This is a genomic window from Chloroflexota bacterium, assembly GCA_026713825.1.
Classification (GTDB): domain Bacteria; phylum Chloroflexota; class Dehalococcoidia; order Lucifugimonadales; family UBA1127; genus UBA1127.
Window position 1 is genome coordinate 63,176 of the sequence record JAPONS010000026.1, and the last position, 18,929, is coordinate 82,104.

The following is an 18,929-nucleotide window of genomic DNA, read 5'->3' on the forward strand; positions in this document are numbered from 1 at the left end:
GCGGTCCCTCCTTACCCGCCCACCGGCTTACCGGCCACGATGGGGAGCAGGTCTTCAAGGCTCCGTATTTCATAGTCAGGCGCAACGCGTCCATCCATCGGCGCCCCGTAGCGGTTGATCCACGCGCCGGGCATGCCCGCCACGCGTGCTCCGTAGATGTCGTCGAGCAGCGTGTCCCCCACCATGAGCGTCTCCGCCGCCGGCGTGCCAAGGCGCTCCAGCATCTGCGCGAAGATGCCCGGGTGTGGCTTGTACAACCGCGCCTCTTCTGACGACAGCACCGTGGCGAAGGCGTCCGAGAGTCCGTTGCGCTCAATGACGGGATAGAGAAAGGCGTCGTCGGCGTTGGAAAGAATGGCTATGGGCACGAGCTCCCCCAGCCTTTCGAGCGCCCCGAACGTTTCCGGGAATGCATCCCGCGTCCCAAGGTCCTCGAGGAAGTATCCCACGGCGGCGTCCGCGTCACCATCGACTTCCAGGTTGCCGAAGGACTGTATAAAAGCGTCTTGCCACACCTCGTAGTAAGTCTCGAATGGCTCCCGCGCGGTCATCGTATCCACGTCATTCCGGCGCTTCCTGAAGTCCATCTCCGCCACGGCCCAAGCGTCGTACAGCGCACTGGGATCGATTGCCAGACCCTGGTCCCTGCAAATGCGGACAAAGCAGTCCCGCCAGAGGTCTCGAGTATTCACAAATAGCGTGTCGAAGGCGTCAAACACCACTGCCTTGATGACCATGCTTGCTCCTGCCCGAATGTGGACCCTTTCCATTGTAACCCGGACAGATGTGAAGTGTGTCTCGTGTCCGCGCCGCCCCACTGTCTGGGGCAGCCGAACTCAATGCGCAACACAGGAAAGGGGGCCCGGCATTTGCCGGGCCCCCTTTCCTCCAAGGCCTTGGAAGGAAGGCCGTTCCCGCTACTTCACGGCCTTGATGTGTGGGATGTGCGTGTACGTGCCGGTGACGTTACTGGGGAAGACCCAGTCCGACACGAACTTCGGGTTCACAGTCGCCTCTGCCGGCAGCCAGAAGAGGTTCAGGTTGGCATGCGACGAGTAGATGGCCTCGCCCCACTCCTTCCATGCAACTGCCTGTTCTTCCAGGTCGAGGATCCCGCGCACCTTGGTGCCCAATACGTTGATCTCTGGCGACGTGTAGTTGTTGCTCGTCGCCCGGTACGCCCAGTTGTAGATGCGCTGGGCCACAAACGGGTAGGACGACGTCCCCACGATGTCCACGTCGTTGTACACCTCGAAGCCCCGCTCAGCGGAGCGGAACCGCGTGGGGTCGTAGGCTTCCAGCGTGACCTTTACACCCACTTCCGTCCAGTAGTTCAAGATCACGTCCACGACGTCCGCGGCGCCCGCATACGCGGTCAGTTCCTCGGAGTACGTGGTCAGCTCCAACGGGTTGCTCTCTGAGTAACCGGCTTCACTGAGCAATTGGCGCGCGACTACAGGGTCGAAACCGTACTCCTCCGGGTAGCGCGTCTCCCAGCTGGGGTCCCAGCCCAGGGTGTTCTCGTTCAGGTGCGTGTGATACATCGGGAAGCCCTTGTTGTTGAAGAACGCCTCGTTCAGCTCGTCCTTGTTGACAGCCTTGTTGAGGGCCTTGCGCACCCGCCCATCGAGGAGTCGGCTTTCCGGGTAGAGATACTGCGCGTCGGCCGCGCGGCTCCCGTCAACCATGTAGCAGCAGTTGAAGCTCATGAACGTCCGAAGTCCCTTGACGCGGCCTGCAATGTGCCTCATGCCCCTGGCGGCGGCCTGTTCTTTCAGGTCTTCCGGCAATGCGGCCATGTGAATCTCTTCGGTCAGCAACGCGGCAAGCCGAGTGGAATTCTCGTTGATGATGCGCCACTCAAATCCCGGGAATTCTGTATTGAGCTGCCAGTGGTCGTAGGGGACCTGCTCGAACTGAATATTCTGGGCCTGCTCGCGTCCGCCGAACTGGTACGGTCCTGTGCCGGCGATTGCCTCGCCCTCGAACGATGGTCGAAACTCTGGGTCGCCGCCGGCCAGGGAGTCATAGTGGTCCTTGCTCTGGATCTCCATGCCGCCCGCCGACATCTGGGAGATGATCCAGAAGAGTTCAGCCTCCGGGCTGGTCAGGTGCCAGAGCACCTCGTGGTCATTGATGATCTCAATGTGATCGGTGGCGGAGCGGAACAACGTGGTATTGCCGTGGTCGGCGTCCTCGCGTGTGACCTGCTCCCACGTGTGGACCACGTCCTGGGCCGTGAACTCGCCCTGGCCCTTGTGGAACGGCACGCCTTCCCGAAGCTGGAATCGAATCTTGTCTGAACCCTCAATGGTCCAACTTGTAGCCAGCATGGGGACGAACTGCCCGCGGTCCGGAGTGATGTCCACCAGAAACTCATACATTGGCCGCAGGGAGATGAAACCGGCGATACCACCACCTCCCAGGGGTGGCGAGGTAGTCTCCTGCGACATGTTGATGCCGAAGACCAACCGCTCGATCATGGGCATCATTGCGTCGCCGCCGCCCGACGTTGACGTGTCCGTCGTTGACGGGGCCGCGGTCGGCGCGACAGCCGGCTCGGCGGGCGCAGTCACCGGCACGGAAACGACCGCCGCGATGGGTGTTGGCGCAGCAGCCGCTTCGGTCGGCGCTGACGATTCGGTCTGAGTGGTGGTCGCTGTTGTGCTCGTGTCAGTAGTGCTTGATGTTGCCGCTGAGTCTTCGTCGTCGCCTCCGCACGCTGCGAAGCTCAACAGCGCAGCGCCAAGGGCCGCGAGCAACACTAGAGTCCATGCCGAGCGTCTACGATGAGCGCGCATACTTCACCCCCTGTTATATTCCCCATGTGTTCCCGTAATAGTACGATAGTATGCTGATAACGAAACTTGTCAACAATGTGCAGTTTGTCACAAGGAATCGAAGATAGATTGTCAAATACTGCTCATAACCTGCGGTAGATTTCACGAAGACATCAGAGTTTCGTGAGATTTGTTGCGTGCGTGCTGCTGAGCTTCCATGCGGGCGAAGTGGAGTCCCACTGCGGTAGAATACGGTGCGCACATCGTCAGAGGGAGTCCACATGAAGATCGCCGTTTGCATCAAACAGATACCCGTCATCGCCCGCGTCAGATTCGACCCGGAGACACGCACCATCGTGCGAGAGGGCGTGCCGCTGGAGGTCAATTCCTACGACCTCCTCGCAGTGTCCGCCGCCGTCAAACTCGTCGAGGAGCATGGCGGCGAGGTGACCGCGATCACGATGGGCCCGCCCCAAGCCCGCGATGCCCTCGTCCAGTGTCTCGCGCTCGGCGCTGACCGCGCGGTGCTGCTCACCGACCGCGCCTTCGCCGGCGCCGACACGCTTGCGACCGCTAGAGCTCTCGCCTTGGCCCTCAGCCGCGGCGAGTACGACCTCATCCTCTGCGGCAAGCACAGCCTGGACGCAGAGACCGGGCAGGTGGGCCCGGAGGTGGCGGAGATGCTGGCCATCCCGCAGGTCACCAGCGTTTCTGGCTTGAGCTTCGACGCGGCCCGCAATGTCATTTCGGCGCGCCGTGAGACCGATGACGGCCTCGAGACAGTGGAATCCCATTTGCCCGTCCTGCTGGCCTGTGGCGACGGCATCGCGGAAGAGGCGTGGCCCGGTCCCGAGCAGCTGGAGGCTGCGAAGGAGAAGCAGATTGAGGAAGTCACCGCCACGGACCTGTCGCAGGATACTTCCATCTTCGGCTTCGCCGGCTCACCAACATGGGTCGACGCGATCGAGAGCTTCGAGAGTACCCGCCAGCCGGAGGTCTTTGACGATGAGGACGTGCAGGTCAACGTGAACCGGCTTGTCGAGGCGCTTGAAGGCCGTGGCCTCTTTTCCGGCTGGGGTGCGGCTGCTGAGGGCGAGAAGGCGGGTCAGGCCCGCTTCCCCAAGAACCCCTACGACGCCATATGGGTCATCGCCGAGCAGGATGCTGAAGGCGCGTTGCGGCCTGTCACTTTTGAGCTGCTGGGCGTCGCCGGCAAGCTGGCCGCCCAGTCCGACCGAGCTGTCGCCGCGGTGCTCATCGGCAGCGATGTCGAGCGGCACGTCCCGGAGCTTGCCGCCCATGGTGCCGACCTTGTCTTCATCGCGGACCACCCAGGGCTGGCGCAGTACGCCACGCTCACGTACACACGCGTGCTGGCCGACGCCGTCGCGGTCAAGCGTCCCTTCGCCCTGCTGCTGCCGGCCACGGTGAACGGCCGTGACCTCGCGGCGCGGCTGGCAGCGCGGCTGGGACTCGGCCTCACCGGCGACTGCATCGACCTCGCCATCAACAGCGAGGGACAACTGGTGCAGTACAAGCCTGCATTCGGCGGCAACATCGTCTCGCCCATCCTCTCGCGCACGACGCCGCAGATGGCGACCGTCCGCCCCGGCATGCTCGCCCGCGCCCCGCGCGATGACTCGCGCACAGCGGTCACGGACGGACTCGAGATAGCAGCCGCCGCGCTTGAAGACCCGGTCTCGGTTGTCTCTGTGAAGAACGAGGTCGGCGGCGAGGGCGCCCGCCTGTACGACGCCGACATCGTCGTTGGCATAGGCATGGGTGTCGGCGAGCCCGAAAACTATGGGCCCGTCTACGAGCTTGCAGACGCTCTGGGCGCCGCCGTCGCCGCCACCCGGAACGTGACCGACCTTGGCTGGATTCCCAAGCAGCAGCAGGTCGGCATTACCGGAAAGGCCATCTCGCCCAAGCTATACGTAGCGGTGGGCGTGAGCGGCAACCTCAATCACATGGTCGGCGTCCTCCGTGCCGGCATCGTCGTCGCGATCAATCAGCGCGCCCGCGCTTTCATCTTTCGCTCTTGCGACTACGGCATCGTCGGCGACGCGGCCGAGGTTGTCCCGGCCCTCACGGCAGCGCTCCGCGACGCCGGGGCGCGGGCCGGCGCGTAGGAGGCGTGACAGTGGCGGGCGAGATCAAGGTCGGACTCCACATCCCCGCGGCGTCGGACGGTCCGCTGCCCTCGAAGGCGCAGTACATCGAGTTCTTCCGGCACGCCGAGCGCCTCGGCTTCCACGGCTTGTGGACGGAGGATCGCATCTTCCACAACGCCAACCTGCTTGAGCCGCTGACTCTCCTCACCCTCGCCGCCAGCGCGACAGAGCGAATGGTTCTCGGCACAGCCGTGCTGCTGCTGTCCATGCGGAACGCCCCCGAGCTGGCGCGACGGCTGTCTTCCCTCGACTACCTCTCCGGAGGACGCGTGGAGCTAGGCATCTCATTGGGAGGGAGACCGGGAGAATACCCGGGACTGGGGATGCAGCAGTCCGAGCGAGTGCCACGCCTTCGAGAGAACATGCTCGTCCTGCGCGCACTGCTCCGCGGCGAGCCGGTGTCGCATGAAGGACGCTTCTACGACCTGGACGACGCCGTAGTCCGCCCCGCCGCCGTGCGCGAGGGCGGCATCCCCCTCTACATGGGCGGCCACGTCGAACCGGTGTTGCGAAGAACAGGGGAGCTCGCCGACGGCTGGATCGGCGGCCCATTCACGCCTCCAGTGGGCTACGAGGCGTGCTGGCAAAGTGTGTTGGAGCACGCCCGCAGCTTTGGCCGTGACCCTGAGCAACTGGAGGCGGGGAAACTCATCTACGTCGCAGTGGACGACGACCGTGACCGCGCGTTGGCGGCGCTGATCCCATTCCTCAACGCCTACTACGGCCCGGCAAGAGACCCCAAGACATTCGCAGTGTACGGTCCGGCGGAAGAGGTAGCTTCCAAACTGCAGGAGTTCGTAGACGTCGGCACGAGGACATTCATGCTTGGCGTGCCGTCGCTGGACGTGGAGCACCTTGAGCGCATCGCGGCGGACGTTGTGCCGCGACTTCGAGAGACGCCGTAGCCCCTACGCCGCTCGGGGCAGGTCCACCGTGTCGCCTGCGGAGGTGAGGAGCACTGGCTGCTTCTTGCCTTCCACCACCTCGGCGTCCACCAGGCAGCGGTTCACCCCTTGCAGCGACGGCAGCTCGTACATGACGTCGAGCAGCGTCCGCTCGATGATGGTCCGGAGGCCGCGCGCGCCGGTCTTGTGGGTCATCGCCTCCTCCGCGGCGGCCTCGAGCGCGTCGATCTGGAAGACCAGCTCCACGTTGTCCAACGAGAAGAGGTGTTGGTACTGCTTGACCACGGCGTTCTTCGGCTCCGTGAGCACCCGGACCAGGTCGCCCTTCGTCAGCGGGTCCAGGGACACCACGACGGGGAAGCGGCCCACCAGCTCCGGAATGAAGCCGTATTGCAGCAGGTCGTCGCTGTTGACCTGCTGCATGATGCTCTCGGGCTCGTCGCTGTCGATGTGGCTCCGGCCGTCCCGGACCAGGCCGATGCTGCGCCGGTCCTTCAGCACGCGCTTTTCGACCACTTGCTCCAGGCCGTCGAACGCGCCCCCGCACACGAAGAGGATGTTGTCCGTCCTGAACTGCAGGAACTCTTGGTGCGGATGCTTGCGGCCGCCGTTCGGGGGAATGGCCGCCTGCGTGCCCTCGATGATCTTCAACAGTCCCTGCTGCACACCCTCGCCGGAAACGTCGCGCGTTATCGAGGGATTGGGGCTCTTGCGGGCGATCTTGTCGATCTCGTCGATGTACAGGATGCCGTGTTCGGCGCGGCTCAGGTCCCAGTCCGCCGCCTGGATGAGGCGGAGCAGGATGTGCTCCACGTCCTCGCCGACGTAGCCCGCCTCGGTCAACGAGGTTGCGTCGGCAATGGCGGAGGGAACGTCAAGGATCTTTGCGAGAGTCTGTGCCAGGAGGGTCTTGCCGCTGCCGGTGGGACCGATGAGGAGGATGTTGCTCTTCTGGAGCTCCACGTTGCTGAAATTGTCGGCGGCATTCCATATTCGCTTGAAATGGTTGTAGACGGCGACGCTGAGTACCTTCTTGGCATGCTCCTGCCCGACAACGTACTCGTCCAGCTTCTCGTAGATGACTCTCGGCGGCAGGAATTCGGCACGGCTGGAGGCGACGGGAGCTTGCGCTGCATCCTCTCCGGAGGACGCCTCGGTCGCGGCGTAGTCGCCCATGATCTGCTGGCATAGCACGACGCACTCGTCGCAGATGAAGACCTTGCCGGGTCCCGCAACCAGACGCTTTACCTGCCCCTGTGGTTTCCCGCAGAACGAGCAGGTGTAGTCGATGCCGCCCTTGCCCTTGCCGGCCATTCCGCCCTCTCCCTAGCTGCCCGCGACAGCCGGCTGCTCTCTGGTCAGCACTTCATCAATAAGGCCGTACTCCACCGCCTGCTCCGCGGTCAGGTAGAAGTCGCGGTCCGTGTCCCTTGCCACCTGCTCGTAGGGCTGTCCGGTCTGCTCGGAGATGATCACCCGGATCTTGTCCTGCAACCGCAGGATCTCCCTTGCGGCAATCTCGATGTCCGTCGCCTGGCCCTGCGCGCCGCCCAGTGGCTGGTGCATGTGGATCGTTGAGTTGGCGAGGCTGTAGCGCTTCCCCTTGGCGCCCGAGCACAGCAGCACAGTGCCCATGCTCGCGGCCAGGCCGACGCAGATGGTCGACACGTCAGGAGCGATGAGGTTCATGGTATCCAGGATCGCCAGTCCGGACGTGACCACGCCGCCGGGAGAGTTGATGTACAGGTTGATGTCCTTCTCCGGGTCCTCCCGTTCCAGGTAGAGCATCTCCGCGACGATGAGGTTGGCGACATAGTCATTGATGCCCGTGCCCAGGAAGATGATGCGTTCCCGCAGGAGGAGTGAGTAGATGTCGAAACCTCTTTCGCCGCGGGCGCCGGTCTCGATGACTGTGGGGATGATGCCCTGCGGAGGCGGGCCGAGCAGCTTACCAGCCGCACTGACAAGCTCCGCCTCGCTGTGTATGTTCCTGCGTGCCATTGACGTTCCTCCTGCGTCCTATTGCGTCCGTATTATCCAGCAGGCCAACCGAATTAGGTGGCCTGTTCAGTGGATTCCTCTGTTTGCCCGGACTCCTCAACGGAGTCCGCCGACTCCTCAACGGAGACCTCAGTCGGCTCGGCCTCGTTCGACGGCTCCACGACGGCTTCGCCCTTCGCTATGTCGACGAGGCGCTGCACCGTGCGGCGCGACCGGATCGAGCGGGCGACGGAGTCACGGTTTTCCTGGCTCATGAAGAGATCCCGCACCTGATCACCCTGCTCCCCAGCGCGGGTCGCCATCTCCTCAATCTCCGCCTCGACGTCCTCGTCTGTCGGGTCGATGCCCTCCTTCTCGGCCACCTGCGTCAGCAGGTACGAGCGCCGGAGCTGCTCCTCCACCGTGACGCGGGTCTCCTCCCTGAGGTCATCTTCCGACTTCTTCATGATGTCCATGTACTCTTCGAGCGAGATGGCCCGCCCGATGCGCCTGCCAATGGTGTCCTGGATCTCCTGCAGGTGGTTGTCGATGGCGCGCTCGATCATGATGGGCGGAAGTTCAACCGAGCCGGCGCTCACCAGCTCCGTCATGACGGCGTCTTCGTACTTGTGCTCGTCCTCGTGGTCCAACTCATCCTGCAGCTGCTGCCGTAGGTGGTCCTTGAGAGCGTCCAACGAGTCGTATCCGTCGTCCACGCTCTTGGCGAACTCATCGTCCAATTCCGGCAGGACCTGGGCTTTGATCTCCTTGGCTGAGATGCTGAAAGTGCAAGCCTTGCCAGCCAAATTCTCGTTGAAGTAGTCGTCGGGAAAGGGAAGCTCAAACTCGCGGTCCTCGCCGGCGGTGATGCCGGTCAGTGCTTCGCCGAAGCCGGCGATGGGCGCCTCTGGGTCGAGGACGAAGGCCGCATCCTCCTGCTCCACGATGGTCTCGCCGTCCACAACTCCCTTGAAAGTCATAGTGACGTCGTCGCCCATCTCCGCGGCCCGTTCGACGGGCTCCCAGACGGCCTCCTTGCGTCGCGCCTCCTCCAGCGCCTCCGCAATCTGCTCGTCGGTGACGGCGGGCGGCTCCCAGGGTACGCGCAGGGAAACGTAGTTGCCGGTGTCCACGAGCGGAGTGAGGGGAACGGTCGCTTTGATGGTGACCGGCTCGGTCTCTACGAGTTCGACGTCTGGTTGTGCGCCGGCCTCGATGTCCTCTTGCTCTATGGCCTTGGCTGTGATCTCCGGCACCATGAAGTCCAACGCCTCATTGAGGAGCGACTCCCGCCCGACCATCCGCTCCACGACTCGGCGGGGGGCCTTGCCCGGGCGGAAGCCGGGCACCTTGACCTTTTGAACGACGCGCTGGTACGCGCGTTGCAGGTAGCTTTCTACATCCGCCTCTTCCATCTCAATATTGAGCACAGTTTGGCGGACGGCGTCTTCTTCACGGGTAATCTTCAACGGCAGCCTCACGGGAGGGTTCCCTCAATTATAGCATAGGGAAGGGTGCGGGCAATCGTGGCGGGCGATTGAGGTGGTCTAGCCGAGGAAGATGGACAGGCCGGCGTGAGGGAAGAAGACCTCCATCTCCCCTTTCATCTGGTCCTCTACGGCAACGGCGTAGGCCGCGCGTCCTTCGTCACTGGGAGGGTGCGCACAGGCCACCCCCGCCTGCGTCTGCGGGCAGAGGTGGTTGCCGGTCTGACCGTCCCAGAACGCGACAAACTTGAACGGATAGTAGAGCGTCTCAGCTATCACCCGCAGGTCGCCGATGATCTCCGTTCCCCGGTACTCCGCGGGCCCGTCGAGGTTAACTGCAATGCGAGCAAGGGTGTCAGTTCGAGCGCCGGAGGGCCCTGCGTCTGCCATGTGAATATCACTCCCTGCCCCGGAGGGCGCCCCAGAGTCCGGCGGCGAATACGACCGCTCCCCCGATCATGGCAATCCATCCAACAAGGTTCAGCAGCCACTCCGCTACCGGCGAAATGAGGAACAGCCCAAAGGCGAAAATGACTATTCCCAGCGCAATCCTGCTGCCTGTGCTGAGCGTGGCGCGGTAGAACCTGTATCGTGGGTCGAACATGGTCGCCGCTCCGTCCTTCAAGACCTCAGCCGCGGCATCGGAAGTGTGGGGAGAGGGCACATAAGCCCTTCACGTCATTGAAATTTTAGTGTAGGAACGGCGTTGGGGCGTGTCAACGCGCGGGTTTGGCCCATCCCCTATCAATCGCTGGACAAGGCCATTACAATGTGGATGGTTGAAAAGCTCCCATCCATGACCGTAATGGCGCTTGTCAACCAGGGTGACCGAGACAAGGCGTAGGTCTGAGGTGTGCAGATGACCGAATCCCGATTTTCGTACGCCCCCTTTGCGGCGCAGGGGTTCTACCAGGTGGTCAATCGGCAGTTGGTGGACATGGTTGACTTCCGGCCCGGGCAGAAGATCGTTGACCTTGCCTGTGGCACCGGTGCCGTGACCCGCCTCATCGTCGATCGCATCAAGGGCGCCCGCGACAGCCTCGTCATCGGCATCGATATGTCCGCATCCGCCATCAAGGAGGCCATGGCGCAGCTCGGCTCCGCCCGTGACGTGGCGCTCGAGTTCATTCACAGCCGCGCCGAACACCTCTCCACGATTGTCAAGAACCCCGTCGACGGCGTGGTCTTCTGCAACGGCATCCACATGGTGCCCGATAAGCAGACGCTCGTGGCCGAAGTCGCGTCGACGCTGCGGCCCGGCGGAACCTTTGCCTTCAACACCACCTTCTTCCAGGGCAGCGTCCCGCCCGAGTCCGAGCAGTTCTACCGCCGTTGGATGTCCAAGTCGCTCCGCTCCCTCAAGTCCAACTATGGCATGTTCCCGAAGGCGGACAAGGTCGCGGCGCGTGTGCAGCTCACTCCCGAAGAGTACGAGGAGTTGCTCCTGAAGAACGGCTTCTCCGTGGCACGAACCCACCTCTGCCCCGCACCCATGGACTTGGCCGGCTTCCTCGCCATCAGCCAGTACGAGGCTTTCATCGAGGGCGCCATGCCCGGCATCCCGCTCGAGTATGGCTCGGAGGCGCTGAAGGCCGGCGCCCGTCAGGCCTTTGAGGAACTCCAACTCGACAAGGTCCCCCGCAACTGGCTGACGGTGATTGCTACACGCAAATAGCTTGAACTACGCTTGAACGAAAAGGGCCCCTCATTTGAGGGGCCCTTTCTCATTTGCATGTTGCGTATGTGTTTGAATGAAGTCCCTAACTTGGCGGCTTCTCCAAATAGTCCTGGTGCCGTTGTATCGTGTACTGCAGCCCGCCGCCCTGCACCGCCTCCAGCGCCGTGCGCGCAGTGTCCAGCGACGTGAAGCACGGGATCCGCCGCTCAACCGCCGCCCGCCGGATGTAGAAGCCGTCGCGCATCGGCGCCTCCTCGCTCCCGGAGAGCGTGTTGACGACGGCGTCCACCATGCCCTGCTGCACGACGTCCACGACGTTGGGGCTCCCCTCCCACAGCTTGGACACCTCCACGACATTGGAGTAACCCAGGTTCCGAATGAGATTCGCCGTCCCCTCCGTCGCATACAACCGGTGCCCGGCGTTGGCGAGTGAGGCGATCAGGCCCTTTGCCTCACTCTTGTCCTTGTCGGAGATGCTGAGCAGCACCGGGCACGAAGGCCTCAGCGCCATGTTGGACGCGATGAGTGCCTTCGCCATCGCCGCGGAGTAGTTGTAGTCGACGCCCATGACCTCGCCCGTCGACTTCATCTCCGGCCCCAGGTGAGTGTCGACGCCCGCCAGCTTCGACATCGAGAAGACGGGTGCCTTGACCGCAACCAATGACTGTCGAGGCCAAAAGCCGGTCTCGTAACCCAGCTCCTTCAGCGTGCGCCCGAGCATAACCTTGGTGGCGAGCTGCACCATCGGCACACCCGTGACCTTGCTGATGAAGGGGATGGTGCGGCTGGCCCGCGGGTTGACTTCCAGCACGTAGACGTCGGCCGCGTGCGTTCCGCGAGGGTCCCCGGGGCTCCGGTAGTGGCCGCCGCCCATGACCACGAACTGGATGTTCATCAGTCCCTTGACACCCAGCCCCCGCGCGATGCGCACCGTGTAGTCCACCAGGACGTCCACCTCTTCGGTGGTCATGGTGATGCCGGGGTAGATGGCCATCGAATCGCCGCTGTGCACGCCCGCGCGCTCCACGTGCTCCATGATGCCCGGGATGACGACGGTCTCTCCGTCGCACACGGCGTCAACCTCGCACTCCTTGCCCTCCAGGTACTTGTCGACCAGTATCGGTTTGTCCGGGCTCGCCTCGACCCCGGCAGCGAAATAGCCGACCAGTTCGTCAGGGGCTTGCACGATCTGCATCGCCCGCCCGCCAAGCACGTAGCTGGGACGCACCAGCACCGGGTAGCCGATGTTCTCCGCCACCTGCAGCGCCTCCTCGATGGTGGTGATGCCGGTCCCCGGCGGCTGCGGCACCCCGATGCCCGCCATGAACTCCTCGAACCGCCGCCTGTCCGACGCGATGTCGATGGCCTCCGCCGTCGAGCCGAGGATGGGCAGTCCCACCCGGTCCAGCGATTGCGAGAGGTTGATGGCCGTCTGCCCGCCGAACTGCACCACGGACGCCGGCAGGTCGCCCGCGTCGCCGCCCTCGTTCTCGATGACGTCGCGCACGCTCTCCTCGTCCAGCGGCTCAAAGTAGAGGCGTTGGCTGGTGTCGAAGTCTGTGGACACGGTCTCCGGGTTGGAGTTGACCATGATGCTCTGCAACCCCTCTTCCTGGAGCGCCCACGCAGCGTGAACCGAGCAGTAGTCGAACTCTATGCCCTGGCCAATGCGAATCGGCCCGCTGCCGATGACCACCGCGCGTTCGCCTGCCAGCGGGATCGCCTCGTTCTCTTCCTCGTACGTGCTGTAGTAGTACGGCGTGACCGCCTCGAACTCGGCCGCGCACGTGTCCACCATCTTGAAGACAGGTCTGATGCCCATCGACTGCCGCAGGGCGCGCACGCGCTCCGGCAGCCCCTCCGCGATGCCGAAGGCCGCGATCTGCCTGTCGGAGAACCCGAGGCGCTTGGCGTCCCACAGCAGCTCTCGCGTCGGCTGCGTCGCCTCCAGCAGCCGCCGCTCCATGTCGACGATGCGCTCCATCGCCTGCAGGAACCACCCGTCGACGTGAGTGTGCGCCAAGAGTTCGGCGGGCGTCGCCCCACGGCGCAGCGCCGCCATCAGCGCCCAGATCCGCAGGTCCGTCGCCGGGAACAGCGGGAGCTCGCGCCAGTCGTCCAGTCCGCGCCACTCCTGCGCCTCCCAGAGCATCGATTGCCCGCTGATTTCAAGCGAGCGGACAGCCTTGGAGAAAGCGGCTTCAAAGGAGCGGTCGATGGCCATGACCTCGCCCGTCGCCTTCATCTGCGTGTTGATGCCGCGGTCCCCGGTCGGGAATTTGTCGAACGGCCACCGCGGTATCTTCACCACGCAGTAGTCCAGCGCCGGCTCGAAGGCCGCGACGGTCTTCTGTGTGACGGCGTTCGGGATCTCGTCGAGCCTGCGACCGACAGCGATCTTCGCCGCCACCCGCGCGATGGGGTATCCCGTCGCTTTCGATGCCAGCGCCGACGAACGGCTCACGCGTGGGTTCACCTCGATGACGTAGTATTCCAGGTTGCTCTTGGGCCGGGCCGCCTCCGGCAGTGCAGCCGCGACGTCCGGGTGCGGCGCCAGCGCAAGCTGTACGTTGCAACCGCCCTCGATGCCCAGCGCGCGGATAATCTTCAGGCTCGCGCTGCGGAGGAGTTGGTACTCCTTGTCGTTGAGCGTCTGAGACGGCGCCACAACGATGCTGTCGCCCGTGTGAACGCCCATCGGGTCCAGGTTCTCCATGTTGCAGACCGTGATGCAGGTGTCGTTGGCGTCCCGCATCACCTCGTATTCGACTTCCTTCCAGCCCTCCAGCGAGCGCTCCAGCAGCACCTGGTTGATCGGGCTCGCGGCAATCCCCGCGCGCACCGACTCCTCGAACTCCTCCTCCGTCCGCACCACGCCGCCGCCGGTGCCGCCGAGGGTGTAGGCGGGGCGGATGACCAGCGGCAACCCCAGCCGTCCCTTGACCTCGAGCGCCTCCTCGATTGTCGTCACCGTCTCGCTCGGCGGCGTCGGCTCGCCGATGTCCAGCAGCAGTTGCCGGAACAGCTCCCGGTCCTCGGCGTGCTGGATTGCGTCCAGCGGCGTCCCCAGCAGCCGCACGTTGTACTTCTCGAGGATCCCCTGCTCCGCGAGCTGCACCGCCAGGTTCAGCCCCGTCTGCCCGCCCAGCGTCGGCAGAACGCCGTCCGGCCGCTCCCGCGCGATGATCCGCTCGACCGCCTCAGGCGTCAGCGGCTCGATGTGCACGATGTCCGCGATGCCCTCGTCCGTCATGATCGTCGCCGGGTTGGAGTTGACGAGCACCGTTGTCACGCCTTCCTCCCGCAGCGCCTTGCACGCCTGCGCTCCGGCGTAGTCGAACTCGGCCGCCTGCCCAATCACGATCGGCCCGCTGCCTATGACGAGGACCTTCTGTGGCTTCTCGGTCATCCGTTGTCCTTCCGTCGCGCCGCGACGTCCCGCCCCGGCGTCGAAGTCTAGTCGTTGCCTAGGTGCGCCCGTCCCACACCATGCGCAGGAAGGCGTCGAACAGGTACTCGTTATCGCGCGGCCCCGGCGACGCCTCCGAGTGGTATTGGATGGTGATGACGGGCGCCGAACGGTGCCGCAGCCCCTCCACCGTCCCGTCGTTCAAGCTCACGTGCGTGATTTCGAGCTCCGACGGCAGCCCGTCGGCGTCGACGGCGAAGCCGTGGTTCTGCGCCGTGATGTGGACGGCGTCCGTGTGGAGCTCCTTCACCGGGTGGTTCGCCCCTCGGTGTCCAAACTTCAGCTTGTACGTCCTGCCGCCGAGCGCCCGCGCGACCACCTGATGACCAAGGCAGATCCCCATGATCGGCGTCCTGCCGATGAGCGCCCGCGCCGTCTCGACGCCATAATCGAGGTGCACCGGGTCGCCCGGCCCCGGCGACAGCAGCACCCCGTCCGGCCGCAACCCCAGGATCTCCTCCGCCGTCGCGCCCGGCGGCGCTCCGATGACCTCGCACCCGTTCCGCTCGAGGATGCGCATGATGTTGTACTTCACGCCGTAGTCCGTCACCACTATGCGCTTGCGGTCGCCGTGTTCCTGCCCCTCGAAGGTACGGCTGCCGCCCTCCCACGCGAATAGCGCATTCGTGGACACCTGCTGCACCAGGTCGATGGCCTCGTAGCGCGGCCCCTGCCGCAGGTGCGCCAGCGCTTCTTCCGGCGAAACGTCGACGGCGACCGCCCCCATCATCACGCCGCTCACCCGCAACCGCCGCGTCAGCGCCCGCGTGTCGATGCCGCTCACGCCGGGAATGTCTTGCGAGTGCAGGTAGTCGTGCAGCGTGCGGTCGCTGAGCGCGTGGCTAGGCGTCGACGAGGGCCCGCGCACGATGAACGCCGCCGCCTGTATGCGCCTCGACTCCACGTCGCCTTCATTGATGCCGTAGTTCCCCTGCAACGGGTACGTCGGCACGACGATCTGCCCCGCGAACGACGGGTCCGTGAGCATCTCCTGGTAGCCGGTCATGGCGGTCGTGAATACAACTTCGCCGTAGACCGTCACCGGCGCGCCGAACGACTCGCCGCGGTAGACGGTGCCGTCCTCCAGCACCACGAATGCGGGTGTGGTCATGGGCGCCCTGCCCGGAGAGGACAGCTACTTGCCATCGGCTTCTCCCGTGTCGCCGGCCAGCGCGTCGTGTACGAGGCGTCCGCCGACGATTGTCTTGATCACCCGGCCCTGAAGGGTGATGCCCTCCAGCGGCGTGTTCCGTCCCTTCGACGCAAACCCCGACGTGTCGACCGCCCACTCGGCATCCGGGTCCAGCAATGTGACGTCACCGGCGGCCCCCGGCTGCAGCGTGCCGAGCAACGGCAGCCCCGATGCCTCGGCCGCCTCTGCCGTGTCCGCCCCGAGCACTCGTGCAGGGCCCGTCGTCATCCGCGCAATGAGTGTCGGCAGGTCCAGGTCGCCCCGGTCCACCAGCGAGTAGCACAGCCCGAAGGCCGTCTCGAGCCCCGAGATGCCAAAGGCCGCCTCCTGCATGGTGCAGGACTTGTCCGTCGCTGTGTGTGGTGCGTGGTCGGTTGCGATGGCGTCGATAATGCCGTCCCTGAGTCCCTCCACCAGCGCGAGCGTGTCGTCCTCGGTGCGGAGTGGCGGGTTGACCTTCGCGCGCGTGTCGTACGCTGTCCGCGTTAGCGGCCCGTACGGATCAGGCGCGGTGAGCTCGCCGACTCCCCCCTCGATCCCGCCCAGCGCCCACTCCTCAGTCAGAAGCAGGTGGTGTGGCGTCACCTCCGAAGTGACGTTTGCCTTGCCCGCGGCCTTGGCCTGCCGCAGCATTGCGATCGTGCCCTCGGTGCTGCTGTGCGCGATGTGCAGCTTCCCGCCCGTAAGCCCCGCAAGCTCGATGTCCCGCGCCACCATCGTCTCCTCGGCTGCGGCCGGTTGCCCCGGCAGGCCCAAACGGCTGGCAACCCATCCCTCGTGCAGGACCCCGTCCTTGGCCAGCGAGGGTTCCTCGCAGTGGTTGATGACGGGCAGCCCGGTGATCGTGCTGTAGGTGAGCGCGTTCCGCATGAGCGTCGGGTCCGCCACCGGCGCCCCGTCGTCGCTGAACCCGATCGCCCCGGCCTCCGCCATCTCGCCCATGTCGGCCAGCTCCTTGCCGGCCCGGCCTCTCGATACGCACCCGATCGGCAGCACGCGGGCAAGCCCCGCCTGCTCGGCGGCCTCCATCACGTGCCGGATGACCGCCGCGTTGTCCATGGCCGGCTCGGTGTTCGGCATGGCGCAGACGGTCGTGACCCCGCCCCGAACGGCGGCGAGCGCACCCGTCGCGATCGTCTCCTTGTCCTCCTGCCCCGGCTCCCGCAGGTGCACGTGCAGGTCGATGAACCCCGGCGTCACCACCAGCCCTGTCGCGTCGACAACGGGGCAGTCCACCGGCCCGCCGACGACGGGACCCGCCGACACGACCACACCGTCGGCGATTAGCACGTCGCCCACGGTATCGAGGCCCTGCGCGGGGTCGATGATCCTGCCTCCGGTGACCAGTATCGCGTCAGTCATGGTCCCCTCCGTGCGGCGCGGCAAGGATGAGCAGCAGCGCCATCCGTACGGCGAGCCCGTTCGTAACCTGCTCCTCGATGGCGGACGCGGCGCCGTGGGCCACCTCCGGGCTGATTTCCACGCCCTCGTTCATCGGCCCGGGGTGCATGACCACCGCCTGTGGGCAGTGCCGGGATAGCCGTTCCTGGTTCACCTGCCACAAGCGGGCGTACTCGCGGACGCTCGGCAGCAGCCCTGCGGCCATCCGCTCCTTCTGGAGTCGCAGCGGCATCACCACGTCGGCCCCGTCGAGCGCCCGTTCAATGTCCGTCTCCACCTCTACCTCGGCGAAGGGGTGCCCGTCATCAACGTGTCGTCGATTGAGCAAGTCCCATGGCATGAGGGTCGGTGGGCCGCACAACACTGGCGTCGCCCCCATCTTGCAGAGCCCCCAAAGGTCGGACCGCGCGACGCGGCTGTGGGAGATGTCGCCCACGATGACAACCCGCTTCCCTTCCAGCCCTCCGAGCCTTTCCTGGATTGTGAACATATCGAGGAGTGCCTGGGTCGGGTGAGCGTGCGCGCCGTCGCCCGCGTTGATGACCGCCGTGCGGTCGAGCGACTTGGCCGCCAGGTACGGCGCGCCCGAGTGGCTGTGCCGCATCACCAGCACGTCCGCCGATGCGGCCTGCAGGGTGAGCGCCGTGTCCACGAGCGATTCGCCCTTCTCCGTGCTGCTGCCGTTGGATGAGAGGTTGATGACGTCGGCCGAGAGCAGCTTCCCCGCCGTCTCGAATGACACCCGCGTGCGGGTGCTCGGCTCGCTGAACAGCGTCATGATGGTCCGGCCCCGCAGCGTCGGCGCCTTCTTGACCTCACGCCTCAGCATCGCCTTCATCGCCTTGGCTGACCGGAGCACAGTCGTGATCTCCTCCGGCGAGACCGCGTCCAGGTCTAGCAGGTGGCGCTGCCGCCACACGGCCGGCGGCGCCGACTCGGCAATCTGCGTCGCGACGGGCGCAACCGCCGTCTGCTCTCGTCGCGCAGGTCTGATGCTCGTCATGGCCTACCTCCCAGGCGCCTGCAAGGGCGCCCCTTCACGCCGAAGGATGACCACCTCATCCACGCCGTCCGTCTCGACCAGCCGCACGCGAATGTCCTCCGAAAGCGAGCTCGGGATGTTCTTGCCCACGTAGTCAGCCCGTATCGGCAGGTCCCGGTGCCCCCGGTCGATGAGCGCGGCCAGTTGCACCTTGTTGGGCCGCCCAATGTCCATCACGGCGTCCATCGCCGCCCGCACCGTCCGCCCCGTGAAGAGCACGTCGTCGACGAGCACCACACGCCGGTCCGTGACCGAGACCGGCAGGTCCGTCGCTTCGAGCGGCAGCAGCCCCCGCAGGTGGACGTCGTCGCGGTACAGCGTCACGTCCAGCGACCCGACGGGCGTAGGCTCCCCTTCGATGGCCGACACCAGCTCGCCGAGCCGCTGCGCCAGCGGCACCCCGCGTGTGCGGACGCCCACCAGCACCAAGTCCCGTGCGCCGCCGTTGCGCTCGAGTATCTCGTGCGCAATGCGGTTCAGCGCGCGGCGCATCTGCTCAGCGGTCAGGATGGACTTTTCCCCGGATTCGGGCACAGCTACACCCTCGGCTAAGGTTCTGCGGGCAGCGTGGGGCGAGGCAAGAAAATACCCCTTGCTACGTGCGGCAAGGGGCTCGCGCGGATATGGCCCATGGTATGACTCACACACACCATCGCCACGGAGTGGAGCGCCTTGCCAGCCTCACAGGGCTGCCCTTAAAGGCCCCTCCCCTTTCGGGGAGCCACCCAACGATGTTCCATCAAGCGTAGCACCGAGGGTGCCTTCGGAGCAAGTGAAGAATGCCGGAGAAATCTCTGATTTTGGTTCTGTTGCCTTTCGCG

General features: G+C 65.1%; 16 protein-coding genes. 4 read left to right on the top strand and 12 right to left on the bottom strand.

The genetic code is table 11. The features are described from left to right. Positions 1-11 precede the first annotated feature (11 nt). Both OXC99_03360 and OXC99_03365 read right to left on the bottom strand, forming a co-directional pair. The gene (locus OXC99_03360; GenBank protein ID MCY4624025.1) at positions 12-737 is read right to left on the bottom strand and encodes an HAD family hydrolase; all 726 of its coding nucleotides are present in this window, start codon (positions 735-737) and stop codon (positions 12-14) included. Between the two features lie 180 nt (positions 738-917). Beyond that, complete coding sequence (locus tag OXC99_03365; protein ID MCY4624026.1) at positions 918-2,483, bottom strand: ABC transporter substrate-binding protein; 1,566 nt, start codon at positions 2,481-2,483, stop codon at positions 918-920. Here OXC99_03365 and OXC99_03370 point away from each other — a divergent pair. The 3 genes from OXC99_03370 (at position 2,452) to OXC99_03380 (ending at position 5,859) form a co-directional block, all read left to right on the top strand. Then, positions 2,452-2,649 carry a hypothetical protein gene (locus OXC99_03370; GenBank protein MCY4624027.1) on the top strand — a complete coding sequence of 66 codons (198 nt, stop codon included), beginning with the start codon at positions 2,452-2,454 and terminating at the stop codon, positions 2,647-2,649. The genes OXC99_03365 and OXC99_03370 overlap by 32 nt on opposite strands. 412 nt (positions 2,650-3,061) lie before the next feature. After that, complete coding sequence (locus tag OXC99_03375; GenBank protein ID MCY4624028.1) at positions 3,062-4,912, top strand: FAD-binding protein; 1,851 nt, start codon at positions 3,062-3,064, stop codon at positions 4,910-4,912. Between the two features lie 11 nt (positions 4,913-4,923). Beyond that, positions 4,924-5,859, top strand: a complete 936-nt coding sequence (locus OXC99_03380) for an LLM class flavin-dependent oxidoreductase (GenBank protein MCY4624029.1) — start codon at positions 4,924-4,926, stop codon at positions 5,857-5,859. A gap of 3 nt (positions 5,860-5,862) precedes the next feature. On the opposite strand, the gene clpX is transcribed toward OXC99_03380, so the two are convergent. The 5 genes from clpX to OXC99_03405 all read right to left on the bottom strand — a co-directional run bounded on the left by clpX (position 5,863) and on the right by OXC99_03405 (position 9,930). After that, entirely contained in the window at positions 5,863-7,173 is a 1,311-nt protein-coding gene (gene clpX, locus OXC99_03385; GenBank protein MCY4624030.1) for an ATP-dependent Clp protease ATP-binding subunit ClpX, read from the bottom strand. A gap of 12 nt (positions 7,174-7,185) precedes the next feature. Continuing rightward, entirely contained in the window at positions 7,186-7,782 is a 597-nt protein-coding gene (locus tag OXC99_03390; GenBank protein MCY4624031.1) for an ATP-dependent Clp protease proteolytic subunit, read from the bottom strand. 131 nt (positions 7,783-7,913) lie between these two features. Then, complete coding sequence (gene tig / locus OXC99_03395) at positions 7,914-9,308, bottom strand: trigger factor (protein MCY4624032.1); 1,395 nt, start codon at positions 9,306-9,308, stop codon at positions 7,914-7,916. 78 nt (positions 9,309-9,386) lie between these two features. After that, positions 9,387-9,716, bottom strand: coding sequence for a hypothetical protein (locus tag OXC99_03400; GenBank protein MCY4624033.1), 330 nt, complete (start codon positions 9,714-9,716; stop codon positions 9,387-9,389). A 7-nt stretch (positions 9,717-9,723) separates the two neighbouring features. Beyond that, positions 9,724-9,930: a hypothetical protein gene (locus OXC99_03405; GenBank protein ID MCY4624034.1), complete on the bottom strand. Its 207-nt coding sequence runs from the start codon at positions 9,928-9,930 to the stop codon at positions 9,724-9,726. 255 nt (positions 9,931-10,185) lie between these two features. Here OXC99_03405 and OXC99_03410 point away from each other — a divergent pair, with 255 nt between their 5' ends. Further along, positions 10,186-11,001 (top strand): methyltransferase domain-containing protein, encoded by an 816-nt coding sequence (locus OXC99_03410; GenBank protein ID MCY4624035.1) that lies wholly within the window; start codon positions 10,186-10,188, stop codon positions 10,999-11,001. An 85-nt stretch (positions 11,002-11,086) separates the two neighbouring features. On the opposite strand, the gene carB is transcribed toward OXC99_03410, so the two are convergent. The 5 genes from carB to pyrR are packed head-to-tail and all read right to left on the bottom strand — an operon-like array spanning position 11,087 to position 18,642. Then, on the bottom strand, positions 11,087-14,413 hold the full coding sequence (gene carB, locus OXC99_03415) for a carbamoyl-phosphate synthase large subunit (protein MCY4624036.1): 3,327 nt from the start codon (positions 14,411-14,413) through the stop codon (positions 11,087-11,089). A gap of 58 nt (positions 14,414-14,471) precedes the next feature. Further along, complete coding sequence (carA, locus tag OXC99_03420; GenBank protein MCY4624037.1) at positions 14,472-15,584, bottom strand: glutamine-hydrolyzing carbamoyl-phosphate synthase small subunit; 1,113 nt, start codon at positions 15,582-15,584, stop codon at positions 14,472-14,474. 24 nt (positions 15,585-15,608) lie between these two features. Next, positions 15,609-17,027: a dihydroorotase gene (locus tag OXC99_03425; protein MCY4624038.1), complete on the bottom strand. Its 1,419-nt coding sequence runs from the start codon at positions 17,025-17,027 to the stop codon at positions 15,609-15,611. Beyond that, entirely contained in the window at positions 17,020-18,069 is a 1,050-nt protein-coding gene (locus OXC99_03430; protein ID MCY4624039.1) for an aspartate carbamoyltransferase catalytic subunit, read from the bottom strand. Before OXC99_03430 ends, OXC99_03425 begins: the two co-directional genes overlap by 8 nt. 3 nt (positions 18,070-18,072) lie before the next feature. Then, positions 18,073-18,642, bottom strand: coding sequence for a bifunctional pyr operon transcriptional regulator/uracil phosphoribosyltransferase PyrR (pyrR, locus tag OXC99_03435; GenBank protein ID MCY4624040.1), 570 nt, complete (start codon positions 18,640-18,642; stop codon positions 18,073-18,075). Positions 18,643-18,929 lie beyond the last annotated feature (287 nt).